The organism is Roseobacter sp., from assembly GCF_039970775.1.
GTDB lineage: Bacteria > Pseudomonadota > Alphaproteobacteria > Rhodobacterales > Rhodobacteraceae > Roseobacter.
Genome location: NZ_JBDVLG010000051.1, coordinates 37,761 through 51,030, shown reverse-complemented (window position 1 = coordinate 51,030; position 13,270 = coordinate 37,761). Strand labels below are relative to the sequence as shown.

General features: G+C 59.5%; 12 protein-coding genes. 8 read left to right on the top strand and 4 right to left on the bottom strand.

The window, feature by feature from the left end; translation table 11 throughout:
* Positions 1 to 21: 21 nt before the first annotated feature.
* Positions 22 to 1,617, bottom strand: coding sequence for a choline dehydrogenase (locus ABJH13_RS13115; protein WP_348406663.1), 1,596 nt, complete (start codon positions 1,615 to 1,617; stop codon positions 22 to 24).
* Positions 1,618 to 1,724: 107 nt separating this feature from the next.
* Between ABJH13_RS13115 and ABJH13_RS13110 the strand changes: the two genes are divergently transcribed.
* The 4 genes from ABJH13_RS13110 to ABJH13_RS13095 all read left to right on the top strand — a co-directional run bounded on the left by ABJH13_RS13110 (position 1,725) and on the right by ABJH13_RS13095 (position 5,885).
* Positions 1,725 to 2,954 (top strand): TRAP transporter substrate-binding protein, encoded by a 1,230-nt coding sequence (locus ABJH13_RS13110; RefSeq protein ID WP_348406662.1) that lies wholly within the window; start codon positions 1,725 to 1,727, stop codon positions 2,952 to 2,954.
* 114 nt (positions 2,955 to 3,068) lie between these two features.
* On the top strand, positions 3,069 to 3,737 hold the full coding sequence (locus ABJH13_RS13105) for a TRAP transporter small permease subunit (RefSeq protein ID WP_348406661.1): 669 nt from the start codon (positions 3,069 to 3,071) through the stop codon (positions 3,735 to 3,737).
* Complete coding sequence (locus tag ABJH13_RS13100; protein ID WP_348406660.1) at positions 3,737 to 5,095, top strand: TRAP transporter large permease; 1,359 nt, start codon at positions 3,737 to 3,739, stop codon at positions 5,093 to 5,095. The genes ABJH13_RS13105 and ABJH13_RS13100 overlap by 1 nt, the downstream gene beginning before the upstream one ends.
* Before the next feature lie 10 nt (positions 5,096 to 5,105).
* Positions 5,106 to 5,885 carry an IclR family transcriptional regulator gene (locus tag ABJH13_RS13095; protein ID WP_348406659.1) on the top strand — a complete coding sequence of 260 codons (780 nt, stop codon included), beginning with the start codon at positions 5,106 to 5,108 and terminating at the stop codon, positions 5,883 to 5,885.
* Positions 5,886 to 5,895: 10 nt separating this feature from the next.
* Here the strand turns inward: ABJH13_RS13095 and ABJH13_RS13090 are convergent, their stop codons facing one another.
* Positions 5,896 to 7,674, bottom strand: a complete 1,779-nt coding sequence (locus ABJH13_RS13090; RefSeq protein ID WP_348406658.1) for an adenylate/guanylate cyclase domain-containing protein — start codon at positions 7,672 to 7,674, stop codon at positions 5,896 to 5,898.
* On the bottom strand, positions 7,671 to 8,189 hold the full coding sequence (locus tag ABJH13_RS13085) for a FecR family protein (RefSeq protein ID WP_348406657.1): 519 nt from the start codon (positions 8,187 to 8,189) through the stop codon (positions 7,671 to 7,673). Before ABJH13_RS13085 ends, ABJH13_RS13090 begins: the two co-directional genes overlap by 4 nt.
* A gap of 212 nt (positions 8,190 to 8,401) precedes the next feature.
* Here ABJH13_RS13085 and ABJH13_RS13080 point away from each other — a divergent pair, with 212 nt between their 5' ends.
* The 4 genes from ABJH13_RS13080 (at position 8,402) to ABJH13_RS13065 (ending at position 12,242) form a co-directional block, all read left to right on the top strand.
* Positions 8,402 to 9,478 carry a DUF2793 domain-containing protein gene (locus tag ABJH13_RS13080; RefSeq protein WP_348406656.1) on the top strand — a complete coding sequence of 359 codons (1,077 nt, stop codon included), beginning with the start codon at positions 8,402 to 8,404 and terminating at the stop codon, positions 9,476 to 9,478.
* A gap of 263 nt (positions 9,479 to 9,741) precedes the next feature.
* Positions 9,742 to 10,047: a hypothetical protein gene (locus ABJH13_RS13075; RefSeq protein WP_348406655.1), complete on the top strand. Its 306-nt coding sequence runs from the start codon at positions 9,742 to 9,744 to the stop codon at positions 10,045 to 10,047.
* A 62-nt stretch (positions 10,048 to 10,109) separates the two neighbouring features.
* Complete coding sequence (locus tag ABJH13_RS13070) at positions 10,110 to 11,498, top strand: PepSY domain-containing protein (protein WP_348406654.1); 1,389 nt, start codon at positions 10,110 to 10,112, stop codon at positions 11,496 to 11,498.
* A gap of 72 nt (positions 11,499 to 11,570) precedes the next feature.
* Positions 11,571 to 12,242: an HAD-IA family hydrolase gene (locus ABJH13_RS13065; protein WP_348406653.1), complete on the top strand. Its 672-nt coding sequence runs from the start codon at positions 11,571 to 11,573 to the stop codon at positions 12,240 to 12,242.
* Here ABJH13_RS13065 and ABJH13_RS13060 read toward each other — a convergent pair.
* Entirely contained in the window at positions 12,239 to 13,267 is a 1,029-nt protein-coding gene (locus ABJH13_RS13060; protein ID WP_348406652.1) for an aldose epimerase family protein, read from the bottom strand. The genes ABJH13_RS13065 and ABJH13_RS13060 overlap by 4 nt on opposite strands.
* Positions 13,268 to 13,270 lie beyond the last annotated feature (3 nt).

Sequence of the window (13,270 nt, the reverse complement as noted above, 5' to 3'; positions counted from 1 at the left end):
TGGTATCTGTTTTATGACACCTCAGGTTTCGGCTAGTATCAGATCTGCGGCCTTCTCGCCGATCATGATCGCAGGCGCATTGGTGTTGCCCGAAACGATCTCGGGCATGATCGAACAATCCGCAACGCGCAGCCCCCGGACCCCATGTATCTTCAAGGCTGCATCCACCACCGCATCCGCGCCCGACCCCATTTTGCACGTCCCCGTGGGGTGATAGATCGATGCGGTGTTGTTGCGCGTCCAATCTAAGGTGGCATCATAGTCGTCAATATCCAGACTGGCGTGGGGGCGAAATTCTTGCGAAATCTTCGAAGTCAGGGGCGCGCAGCGGGCAATTTTGCGCGCAATGTTCACGCCCGCAACCATCGTGCGGCAATCCGTTTCAGTCGACAGATAGTTGGGGATGATCTTTGGATAGGCCCGCGGTTGCGCCGATGCCAGACGAATTTCGCCACGGCTTTCGGGGCGCAACTGACACACCGACATCGTGAACGCCGAGAATTTATCCGCGCCCTTGCCGGGGTTTTCAGCCGACAGCGGTTGCACATGAAACTGAATGTCAGGTGTTTCAACGTCTGGTCGCGTCTTAAGAAACCCGGTTGCCAGACTGGCGGCCATCGTCATGGGCCCCGACCGAAACATCAGATACTTCAGCCCAATCCGCGCCTGCCCTGCAAGGCTCGACACTTCGTCGTTGAGCGTCGGCTCGTTGCATTTGTAGACCAACCGCGCCTGCAGGTGGTCTTGCATATTCTTGCCAACACCGTGCAAATCTTGTTTTACGTCAATGCCATGATCGGCCAGTTGCGCGGCCTCGCCGACCCCCGACAGCATCAACAATTGCGGCGAATTGATCGCCCCCCCGCATAACACAACCTCGCGTCGGGCCGTCACCGTTTGCACCTGCCCGCCCGCATCGGTGTAGCTAACGCCGGTCGCGCGCCCTTCTGAGATCTCGATCTTATCGACCTGCGCGTGGGTGATGATCTGCAAATTGGGGCGCTTTCGGGCCGGGTTCAGATAGGCCACCGCCGTGCTGCACCGCCGCCCATTGCGCGCCGTCAGTTGGAAAAACCCGACACCTTCCTGATCTGCACCGTTGTAGTCGGGGTTAAACTTGTACCCCGCCGCCTGCGCCGCCGCGATCCAGGCATCGGTGATGGGCCGCTGGATGCGCATGTTTGAGACCGACAGTGGCCCGTCATTCCCGTGGTATTCATCGGCGCCGCGTTCGTTGTTTTCGGCCCGCTTGAACAACGGCAAAACATCATCCCAGCCCCATCCACTATTGCCCATTTGCCGCCAGCGGTCGTAGTCTTGTGGTTGACCGCGCACGTAAAGGAGACCGTTCAGGGAGGAGGAGCCCCCGAGAACCTTACCGCGGGGCCACTCGATAGACCGCCCGTTCAGGCCGGGATCGGGTTGCGTTTTATAACACCAATCCACCGCAGGATTGTGGATTGTCTTGAAATACCCCACCGGGATGTGGATCCACGGGTTCCAGTCACGGCCACCTGCCTCGAGCAGAATGACCTTGTTTTTGGGGTCTGCGCTCAGACGGTTGGCTAAAACGCATCCCGCAGACCCGGCACCAACTACGATAAAATCTGCTTCCAATTTGACCTCCTAGAGCACTGCAAAAAAACTCTAGGCAAAAAGAATTAACCATACTACTGTTTTTTTGGGACTTCAGGTCTCAAAAAATGACATTCAGGGAGGAAGTCATGAAAGTTCAGAACAATATCAAGCACCTGTCACGGCGCGATTTATTCCGCGTTGCAGGTCGGTATGGCCTTAGTTCCACATTACTGGCGGCAGGCACATTTGGCGGCGCGATGAGCCTGTCGAACCTTGCCCAAGCATCTGAATCGACATACAAAAAGCGCTTTGCCAAAGAGCCGAAATTTACGCTGAAAATGGGCGCTGCAGGGTTTAACCCGCAAAACCTGCTGGTTGAACGCGCCGGCGTTCTGGAATTCGCACGCGATCTTGAAAGCCGCACAGACGGTGAGATCCGCGTCGAATTTATTGGCAACAACCAGATCTGTAACCAGCTAAGCTGTGTGGAAAAAACCCAGCAGGGTATCGTCGACATGTACGCGGCTTCGACACAAAACTCGGCGGGCGGCGCGCCTTATCTGAACGTTCTGGACTATGCATATATGTTCCGCTCGCGGGCGGATCAGTATTATTTCATGTACAGCCCCGAATCTCAGCGCATCCTGCGCGACCCCTTTGAAAAACGTCACGGCCTGAAATTCCTGTTCAGCCACGCGGAATTGCGCGGCATTCAGTTGGGTCTGGCATGGGAAGACAAACCCACTGTCACCAGCATCGAAGAGCTGTTCGGCTCCAAAAACCGCGTGACAGGCACTCAATTGGGCCGCATCGCGATGAACGCGTTGAACCTGAACCCGGTGCCGATTGCCTGGGAAGAAACGCTCGACGGTCTGAAACAGGGTCTGATCGATGGCGCCGAAACATGGGCGTCAGCCGTGGCCTATGCCAACATGTCACCCGTGGTCAGCCAATGCGTCGATCTGCGGTTCTTTTGCGGTACCGAACACACCGCTATGTCGGCGTCGGTCTTCGACAGCTTGGGCGGCGAATTACAAGACGCGGTGATGGAATCGTCCTACCTAACGCAGGTGCACGTGCAGGCCGCCAACGAGGCCGCGTTGGTCAACACGGTTGGTTTCTCTGACCCGCAATTGCCCGATACGATCTTTGCCAAAAACAACGTGCGCATGGCGACCCTGTCGGACGCAGAGCGCCGCAAAGCCGAAGAGATGTGTTCGCCCGAATTCCAACCGCAACTATGGGAGCAGTGGCGCGAGCGGATCAACGGCTGGGCCGGTGGCATCGACACCTATCAAGACATCTACAACGAGGTGCGCAATAACCCGCACACGCTCGCCGAAAACGTCGAACCCCGCCGGTGGTGGAAGGCATAAAGCCACCCGCGTTGTGCCAAACAGCCGGTCCCCATGTCGGGGCCGGTCCGTTTGTCCGTCAGGGGGTGATCTGCACCGCATCTGACGGGCCAAACCTTTTTGGGAGGAACAGGTTTGTCGATTTTATCTGATATCGGGACAATTTTTTCGGCGCTTGCCTCGCAAGACAGCTTTGAAATTACCAATGCCCTGCGCGCGGATGCCAAATGGTATCTTGGAGTGATCGTGTTGATCATCAGCGGCTATGGGGTGTCTGTGATCTACACCAAGTGGCCGTTTATCGAACGCCATCTGGAACGCACGATCATGGTGTATTCGTATCTCGCCATCGCGTTCATCATTTTCTGGGGGGTGATCGACCGCTTTGTGTTCAACAGCCAACAACCGTGGTCAACGACGATTCCACCGTTTTTGTTCATGATCATGGCGTGGTTTGGCGCGGCATATAATATCCGCCTACGCACCCACCTTAGCTTTTCCGAATTTCGCAGCAAAATGCCACGCGGCGGCCAGATCGCCTGCCTGTGGCTGGATTTCTTTTTGTGGTTCGGTTTCGCGTTGATCCTATTTGTCACCACCAGCCGCCTAACCGCCAATTCCGCGGCCAATTTCCAGATCGTGCTGGGCACCGACAACACCATGCAGTGGTGGTTCCTGATCACCGCACCAGTGGCGGCTGTTTTGATGGCCGGGCGCGCGTTTCAGAACATCGCCGAAGACATGCGACGCTATAAATCAGGCGCTCCGCTTGTTGAACAAGCCGTGATCGGGGGGGACACCTAATGACCGACGGTACATTTATCACGCTCATCTCACTGGGCGTTACGTTTTTGTTCATGCTGGGCGTGCCCGTGCTGCTGGTGATCGCCTATTGGGTGGTTGGTTGCTCGTTTGTGCTGGGGCTGACGCTCGACAATATGGGGTCGGAACTGCTCAACGTCTTCAACAAAGGCTTTGCGCTGCTGGCGATGCCGCTGTTTATCCTGACGGGAGATTTGATCAACAAATCAGGCATCGCCCGGCGACTGTCTGATTTTGCTTATTCCTGTCTGGGATGGCTGCGCGGCGGGCTTGCGATGGCGTCGCTTGGGGCGTGCGGTTTGTTCGCTGCGATCTCTGGGTCCAATTCGGCCACCACGGCGACGATTGGGTCAATGTTGCACCCCGAAATGGTCAAAGGCGGCTACGACGAACGGTTCTCCGCCGCAACAGCCGCTGCAGGCGGCACGGTGGGGATCATCATCCCGCCATCTATCATCTTTATCGTCTATGGTTTCATGATGAACCTACCGATCTCTGACCTGTTTGTGGCGGGTATTATCCCCGGCGCGTTGATGGTCTTTGGGATGCAATTCGCCTGCTGGATCATCTGCCGGGCCAATGGCTGGGGATTTCTGATCCCGCTGCAACTAAACCGGGTGCTCAAAACCGCATTCGGCGCGTGGCTTGGGTTTTTCGCCATCGGGTTGGTCCTTTGGGGCATCTACACAGGGAAATTTTCCCCCACCGAAGCGGCAGGCGTAACCGTTGGGTTTTGCATCATCGCGGGGCTGGTCAGCTGGCTGCTGAGCTCTGTATTCAAGATCAAAGATGGCCGCACCTGGGAGGAAAAGAGCTATGCCGAAATGCTATTGGTCGAAGGGTTCACTCTCCCGCAGATCCCCGGCATTGTTGTCCGGTCGGCCCAGATCACGGGCATCTTGGCACCACTGATTGCGATCTCGGTCGTGATGCAGCAAATTCTGTCATTGCTCGGCGCCCAAGAGGTCATCGGCGATTTCGTGATTTCGATGGGGGGGTATTACGCGGTTCTGGCCACGGCTATGTTGATCGTGTTCGTATCGGGGATGGTGCTGGAATCACTGCCCGTGACGATCATCCTGGCGCCGATTTTGGCCCCCATCGCGGGGTCGGTTGGGGTGGATCCCATCCACTTTTCGGTGATCTTCTTGGTGGGGGCCTCCATTGGGTTCATCACACCGCCCTACGGCCTTAATCTTTACGTGGCATCTGGCGTGACGGGTGTTCCCTACTTCCGAATTCTGCGCTATTCGACCATGTATCTTGCAGCGTTGATGGCCGTGTGGATCTTTGTTGCTCTCACGCCTGAAATGGCCTTGATGTTGCTTCCAGATAGGTAAACGAACCCCCATGCCGGATGATTACGCACACCAACAACAAGGCCAGATCCCAACCAACTTGCGGTTGCTGGTCTTGCTTGAAGAAGTTGCAAAGGCCGGGGTGCCCGTGACGCCCACAGCCCTCAAGGATGTGTTGAACCTGCCAAAGCCCACGTTGCACCGGCTGTTCAACACCGCCGAGGCCGAGGGGTTCTTGCAAAAAGATATCGACGGCCGGTCTTATGGACCCGGCCCTCGATTGCGGCAACTGTCGCTGCGCACGGCGTCTTCGCAACGGATGCGCACGGTCAGGTTGGCGATATTGCGCAGTGTCGCAGATAAAATCGGGGAAACCTGCAACATCGCCACCCCCGACCGGGATGGCATGACCTATCTGGACCGGGTCGAAACCCACTGGCCGCTGCGCATTCAGTTACCGATTGGCACGCAGGTCCCGTTTTATTGCACGGCAAGTGGCAAGATGTATCTGTCGTCGTTGCGCCCCGCCTACCTAGAGCGGTATTTGGCCGCCACTACATTTGACCCCCGCGCACCGGGCACAATTGTCGACAAAACCGCGCTCAAAGCCGAGATCGACGCCACCCGCAAGCGCGGCTATGCCACCGATGATCAGGAATTCATGGATGACATGGCCGCCATTGCCGTGCCCATTCTGGATGACCAAGATCGTCTGGTCTCGACCCTATCGGTGCACGCGCCCCTGCAACGCCACGACCTGACATCTCTGCGCCAACATGTGGGCGACCTACAAACCGCCGCACAAGAGCTGAGCATTTTGATCCAAAGCTAACGGGCCTCCGTCAGGCCTTCCAAAAATGCACATCCACACTGCCGGACCGCCCCCGCACGGCCACCGGTTTGGTGACATCACAGGCCCGAAACGCGCGTGTGCTTGCCATTTGCATCACCGTATCCGTCACGGCCAATACGGCATGTTCCGTTTTTGCGATCTCCAGCAACCGGTTGGTCAGGTTCACAACGTCGCCCGCCACCGACACCTGATGGTGCTGGTCTCCGCCCAACCGCGATACAACCACATCGCCGTGGTGCAGGCCGATCCGGCACGCGATGGCAAGCGCCCGCAGATCGTCGATCAGCGCAAAAGACGCCGCCAGCGCCTGATCGGCGGGCGTTTCCGCATCTGTCATGCCAAACACCGCCAGCGCACCGTCGCCCATGTAGTTAAGCACGACACCGCCGTGGGTCTCTATGGCCTGTGCAGTCAGTTGGTGAAACTGTTTGAGCAGCTCTTGGGTTTTCGCCGGGCCCAACCGTTCGGACAGGGCGGTAAACCCGCTCAGATCCACAAAGAAAATCGACAGGGGCCGGGCTGTGGGGTGCTGCAAAAAAGCCGGGTCGCGGGCGATCATCTCGGCCAGTGCCGGTGATTGGAATTGTTTCAGTGCGGCCAGGGCCGTCACCCCGCGCGCCGCTCTGCGGTTTTCGATGACATACCGCAGGCCCCCTGCCCCCACAATCGGGACAATCGCAGCGACAAGCGGGACCGCTGCCCCCATCCAGACCCCCACATAGAAAGCAACGATCACCCCCGCGCCCCACAGCGCCCCCGCCCCAAACGCAGCGGGCACGCCCATCGACAGCGGCAGTGTCACCACCAGCCCTGCCGCCACAACCGCCAGCACTATGCCCACCGCGGCATCAACCCGCCGCACCCCCGGATCACGCCGCAGCGTCGGGCCCCCCAACATCTGCGACACCACCCCGGCCAGGATTTCTACGCCGGGGACACTGCCCTCAAACGGGGTGGGGAAGGTATCGCCAAAGGCGGTGGCCGTGTAGCCGACCAAAACGGCTTTGCCCGCCAGTTCACTGGCAACCATGCCGGTCATCACATCGCGTGCGGAATAGGTTGGGATGTGCCCTTGCGGGCCGATCAGGCGGATGGGCAACATCGCCCCAATGTCCAACGGCAACTGACTGTGCCCGAGCGTTAGGTGACCCGGCGCAAGGGTGGGCGCGACCTGCAAGAACCGCGCCGCGACGGCCATGGGAAAGGACGGCTCTATACCCCGGTCCGTTGTGAACACCATCGGGGCGTATCGTGGCACTCCATGTGCATCGGTCGAGAGGTTCACCAGCCCCACATCCGCGGCTTGGGCAAAGGCCGGGTGCGGGCGCAAAATTGTATGCGGCGTCGTGGTATCGGGGGTGAACCTGCCCCCCGCCGCAATGACCGTGGCCCCCCGCCCTAACGCCGCAGCGAGATCTGCCGTCACATCGGCATCGCCCGCATCGGCAAGGATCACGTCGACCCCAACGGCCCCCGCCCCGATGTCTGCGATGTGGTCAAGCGTGTGGGCCAGTACGGCGCGCGCCGTCAGGTTGGTGTCTTGGGCATAGGTCAGGGTCGCATCATCGATGGCCACGATCACCACGTCTGGCGCCGGGTCGGCAGGCCCCAAAAGAACCACCCGCATGTCCAAAAACGCGGTCTCTAGCCCATCGAGCATGCTGGCCCGCGCCATAACATGCGGGGTCACGACCATCGCCGCCCACGCCCCGCTGATCACCAGAACCAAAACCCCTAGGAACAAAGGCCGTTGCCCCGGTGGTTTCATCTGCCGAAGCGGGCCAACAGATCCGCAACCCGGCCCGCAGGCCAGCGGCGGACTTCCAGTGGGGCGCCAACGCGCACATCTACGCCGTCGCCTGCGCGCAACACAACGGGCGCGCCCTCATCGCCGATATGCGACACCGCAACCACCCCATGCAGGACAAACACAGACGTCGACATGTCTTGCACATCAACGACATACCCGGTGCCACGCACGGCCGCGATGGCATGCGGCGTGCGGATTTGCGGGCGCAGGGTGCCGGGCGCCACCTCTAACAACACGCCTCCACGGTCCAGATCCAGCACCTGTGGCGCGGCACCCCCCGGTGTATCCCCGAACCCCAATTGGGCCGCGGCCTCCATTTCGATGATCACGCCAAAGGCGCAAGACAACACCTGCCGGTCCGGGTCCGTCACCGTTTCTACCGCACAATTGGGCGGCACCTGCGCCTGCGCGGCACCCGCCATCACCGACATGGTAAAACACAACCACACGCCAATGCCCCGTAAAACAGTCATATATATACTCTTCATATTTCAGTCAGACGCCGTTTTGCACCACCACCCAGGCAAACAGCCCGCCCCGGATATGGCCTGTGTCAGGCCTAGCACCAATCTCATTTTGACAAAAGAGCCGCGCGCACTCGTTACCCATGCGCACGGTCGTTTAAGCGCGTTGCAATCCCTTTCGCGCAGGTTTGGCCGGTACATATCTTCTCAGGGGAAATCCAATGGCCGATACCTCCAGCTGCCTATCCTTGCCGTATATCCTGCCCAGCCAGGCCCAAAAGCACGTCACCCACAACGAAGCCTTGCGCATTCTGGATGTGCTAACCCAACTTGGCGTGTTGACCGACGATCAATCGGTACCGCCCACCGCGCCAGTCGAAGGGGACCGCCATATCGTGGGGGATGCAGCCACGGATGCTTGGGCGGGTCATGACGGTGCAATTGCATTGCTTGAAAACGGGTTGTGGCAGTATTTTGACCCCAAACCAGGGTGGCGTGCCTATGTCATCGGGCGCGAGTCGATGGTGGTATATGACGGCACCGATTGGATCGATCTGGACAGCGACGAGTTGCAGGACATCGCCACATTTGGGTTGGGCATGGAAACCTTGCCAACCACCCCATTCGCCGCAAAACTGAACAGCGCTTTGTGGACGGCGCTCTATCAGGCCGATGGCGGCACCGGCAGTGTTTTGTCAACGCTCAACAAGGAAACCAGTCTGGACGACGCCGGGTTGATCTTTCAAAAAGATTTCAACACCCGCGCGCTATTGGGTCTGTTTGGCAGCGACAACATACGCCTGTCCACCTCGGCCGATGGGGTCGATTTCCGCGATGGGCTGGTGATTGATGCAGGCACCGGCGTGGTCGAACAGCCCAACCTGCCCCGGTTCAAGGCGATGACCAATTTCGACAATTACACAAGCGCCGATGTCTGGACGACCATCGCGATCAACGCGGCTGAATTCAACGACCAAAGCGTGTTGGACGCGGGCAGCAACCAATTCATAGCCCCCGTTGCGGGCACCTACACCTTTGGCGCGACGTTAACGTTTAAACAAAATGCATCCGACAAAGCCCGGCTCAGCGCGCGGTTGTTGCTTAACGGGACAGACGTGATCGCCGGATCGTTGGGCGAAATCACCGGGGCGCATGTGTCAGAGCAAACCACGTTGCAGATCCAGACGATGGCCCTGTTGGCACCGGGCGACACTGTCGAATTGCAAGGGTTGCTGCGCGGGTTCGATGGGTATTTCATGGCAGACCAAACCAGCTTTTGGGGCTTTAAGGTCGGTTAAGCCGGGGCTGTGCGCAGCGCATACGTCAGCTGCGCACCCGCGGTGGCATTTGCAACGGGTGCGCATCAAAGCGACTGACAATTGGGAAACCAACCCGCGCCCTGACCCAGACAAAACTCGCGTGGCGCCAATGGGTTGGCTTTGATCGCAGATGATGTGCACGTTGCTCTGGCATCGTGCCATTATCTGGATTAGACAGAATTATGCGGTTTCCGGTGCACCATTTTGCAAAGTTACTCATCACCTTGGTGGTGTGCGTTGCGATGGCCACAATCGGATTTGCGCACCGGACATCTGCCCCTTCCATGAACCCTGATCTGCTGGCCTATCTTGACGCAGGCGGGACCCTAGACGACCTATGCGGCCTCGCGGGTGACACCCAAAACGGGGCGGGGCAAAACTGCGACGCCTGCCGCCTTGGCGATACGCTTATGTGCCCACACCATGTTGCGGCCCCCTATACTCAGCACCTGACCCGGACAGACCGGATGCGCGTGATCGCACAACTGCGCCACCACGCGAAACCTCTTGACCCCAGCCAACTGACCCGCGCCCCACCCCAAGCCTGATCTGAACCCCAAATTCACAGATCACACCCCGCAACAGAGCGGGCACCAGCTTGGAGGTCTCCATGACCACATTCGATACAGATGCGCCAACCGATACCGGCGTGAATAAACTCTACTTTGCCGCCTGGCGCTGGCACTTTTACGCGGGCCTGTTTGTCATACCGTTCCTTTGCACACTTGCGGTCACCGGAATGTCGATGCTTTGGATCGCATGGGTCGATGGGCGCGACGGCGAACGCACACCCGTTGTCCCGCAGGCCACGGAAATGGCCGTCTCTGCACAGGCCGACGCCGCAGTCGCGGCTATCCCCGACGGCACGTTGATCCAATATGTCGCCCCCCGCACGCCGGATGTTGCGGCCCTCTTTCGCGTTGATCAAGGCGCCGACGCCATCATGGTCGCGGTTGATCCGTTTACCGCAACCGTGATCGAAACCTACCCACGCCACAGCGGCTGGTACGATTTCGCAGATGGCATCCACGGCAGTTTAATGCTGGGCGTCACCGGTGACCGCATGGTGGAAACCGCCGCCTCCCTGACCATGGTGCTAGTCGCCACGGGCCTCTACTTGTGGTGGCCCCGCGGGGCCGGTTGGCGCCGCACGTTGGTGCCAACATTTGCACGTGGACGCAGCCTGTGGAAATCCCTGCATGGGGTCGTTGGCATCTGGTTGTCGGTGTTTTTGGTGTTCTTCCTGCTCTCTGGCCTGTCGTGGTCGGGTGTTTGGGGCGGCAAAATGGTGCAAGCCTGGAGCCAATTCCCCGCCGAAAAATGGGATGCCGTGCCATTGTCCGATGACACCCACGCCAGCATGAACCACGCCCGACGCGAGGTGCCTTGGGCGCTAGAGCTCACCCCGATGCCCGTCTCAGGCAGCCCCGCCGGAACCCCCGGCATCGCGGGCCCGCTGATCACGCTCGACACCATCGATACTTTGGCCCGCGACATCGGGTTTGGTGGCCGCTATCAGATGAACCTGCCGCAATCGGCCAATGGTGTCTGGACCCTCAGCCGGGATTCCATGAACACAGACAGCACCGACCCAATGTCAGACCGCACGGTGCACGTGGACCAATATACCGGCAACATTCTCGCCGATGTGCGCTATGACGACTATTCTCTGGCGGGCAAAGCCATGGCCGTAGGGATTTCGCTGCACATGGGCACGATGGGGTTGTTGAGCGTACTGGCCAACACAACCGTCTGCCTGAGCGTTCTATTTTTATGCGTCAGCTCGGTTGTATTGTGGTGGAAACGTCGGCCAAGCGGGTCAAACCGGCTGGCGGCCCCGCCCTTCCCACGTGAAATGCCCCTGTGGCAGGGGGCCGCGCTGGTCGGGCTGGGGGTGTCTATGGCGTTTCCGATGGCCGGTTTGGCGCTGCTGACGGTCTTGGCCATCGATACTGTGATCCTGTCGCGCCTGCCGCAATTGCGCCGCGCGTTGACGTAACACACCAGCGCGTCGCGGTTCGCCGCGACGCGCAAGGCTGGCCACCGACGCCGTGCCGCGTTATGCCAAGTCATGCACACCAAAACCACGCTCATCTTTGATCTCGATGGTACGCTGATCCACAGCGCGCCCGACCTGCACGCCGCCCTCAATGCCGCTCTCTACCCGCTTGAGCGGGGGCCGCTTGATCTGACGCGTGTCATTTCGTTTATCGGCAACGGCGTTGAAAAACTGGTAGAACGTGGGTTGATCGCGACAGGCGGCAGCAACGCGGCGCTGCACCGCGCCACACTGGACCGGTTTCTTGATGTCTACACCGCAAATGGCGTGGCGCTGACCAAACCCTACAACGGGGTGCTCGCGCAGCTCGGTGGGCTCAAGGACCGCCGGGTCACATTGGGGCTGTGCACCAACAAACCCCAAGCCCCCACCAACCAGATCTGCGACGCGCTGGGGATTTCGACGTTTTTCGACAGCATCGTCGGGGCCACCCCCGATCTGCCCCGCAAGCCGGACCCGGCCATGTTGCACAAAACCATCGCAGATCTGGGCGCACAGCCCCAAGACGTCATTTATGTGGGCGACAGCCTGATTGACCACAACACCGCCCGCGCCGCCGGTGTGGAATTTTGGCTATACACGCAGGGCTATCTGAATGCGCCCTTGCCGAATGACGGATGCGCCCACCGGTTTGACCATTGGGCAGATCCAGACCTATTTGCCGCCGTCGGTCCAAAAGGTTAATGCGCGTCCGCGCTAAACTGTAACCGCGTGTGGTGACGGTAGATTTGCCCTGGCCACAGGGTCGCATCGGGGAAATGCGCGAAATTCGGCGAACACGGGTACTTTTGCGGCTCTAGCGCGACGCCCGCAAACCGATGCAGCGGGTGGCCGCCCTTGCCGCGTGCCTGACCATCGAACGCCCCACCGGTATAGACCTGCACGCCGGGCTCTGTGGTCGTCAGCGTCATGCGCCGCCCCGATCCGGGGTCAAATAAGCGCACCGCGTTTTGGCACGGATTAAGGCACCAATTGTGGTCATACCCACCGTCGCCCATCACCGGACACAGGGGGACTATATCCTGCCCGATGGGTTTGGACGTTTGAAAATCATAGGGGGTGCCACCGACATGCCGCACCTCGCCTGTTGCCAAAAGGGCGTCGTTCACCGGGGTGTAAAACCCGCTGGCGATCCCAAGGTGGTGCCCTAAAACATCGCCCCCCGTGTACCCGGCCAGATTGAAATAGGCGTGGTTGGTCATGTTCATCAGGGTTGGCGCATCGGTATCGGCGGTCAGTTCGATGTCGAGCGCGGCATCGGGCGTCAGGGTATAGCGCGCCGTCAGGCACGACCGACCGGGAAACCCCATTTCGCCATCTTCGGACACCGCCGAAAACGTCACGCTATGGTCAGCCAGCGCTGTGATTTCCCATATTTTACTGTCAAATCCGTGCGATCCACCGTGAAGATGATGTACGCCTTCGTTGGTGTCCAGATGTACAGGGTGGCCCGCCACGCGGCACTGGCCGTTGGCGACACGGTTGGCATATTGGCCGCACACCGCCCCCAGATACCCACCGCCCTGCACGTATCCTTGCAGATCATCGAACCCCAAAACCACATCTGCCCGCGTGCCGATCGCATCTGGTACCCACAGTTGCGTCAACCGCGCGCCATAGGTGATAAACCGCGCCGTCAGCCCGCCGTTTGACAGGGTCACCGCCGCGACATCTACGCCATCCAACGTGCCAAAAGGGTCGCGTGTCATATA

What these genes read in the sequence shown, in the direction of transcription:
- ABJH13_RS13110 (WP_348406662.1), top strand. Translation starts at nt 1,725, where the DNA reads ATGAAAGTTCAGAACAATATCAAGCACCTGTCACGGCGCGATTTATTC.
- ABJH13_RS13100 (WP_348406660.1), top strand. Translation starts at nt 3,737, where the DNA reads ATGACCGACGGTACATTTATCACGCTCATCTCACTGGGCGTTACGTTT.
- ABJH13_RS13095 (WP_348406659.1), top strand. Translation starts at nt 5,106, where the DNA reads ATGCCGGATGATTACGCACACCAACAACAAGGCCAGATCCCAACCAAC.
- ABJH13_RS13090 (WP_348406658.1), bottom strand. Translation starts at nt 7,674, where the DNA reads ATGAAACCACCGGGGCAACGGCCTTTGTTCCTAGGGGTTTTGGTTCTG.
- ABJH13_RS13085 (WP_348406657.1), bottom strand. Translation starts at nt 8,189, where the DNA reads ATGACTGTTTTACGGGGCATTGGCGTGTGGTTGTGTTTTACCATGTCG.
- ABJH13_RS13080 (WP_348406656.1), top strand. Translation starts at nt 8,402, where the DNA reads ATGGCCGATACCTCCAGCTGCCTATCCTTGCCGTATATCCTGCCCAGC.
- ABJH13_RS13075 (WP_348406655.1), top strand. Translation starts at nt 9,742, where the DNA reads ATGGCCACAATCGGATTTGCGCACCGGACATCTGCCCCTTCCATGAAC.
- ABJH13_RS13070 (WP_348406654.1), top strand. Translation starts at nt 10,110, where the DNA reads ATGACCACATTCGATACAGATGCGCCAACCGATACCGGCGTGAATAAA.
- ABJH13_RS13065 (WP_348406653.1), top strand. Translation starts at nt 11,571, where the DNA reads ATGCACACCAAAACCACGCTCATCTTTGATCTCGATGGTACGCTGATC.
- ABJH13_RS13060 (WP_348406652.1), bottom strand. Translation starts at nt 13,267, where the DNA reads ATGACACGCGACCCTTTTGGCACGTTGGATGGCGTAGATGTCGCGGCG.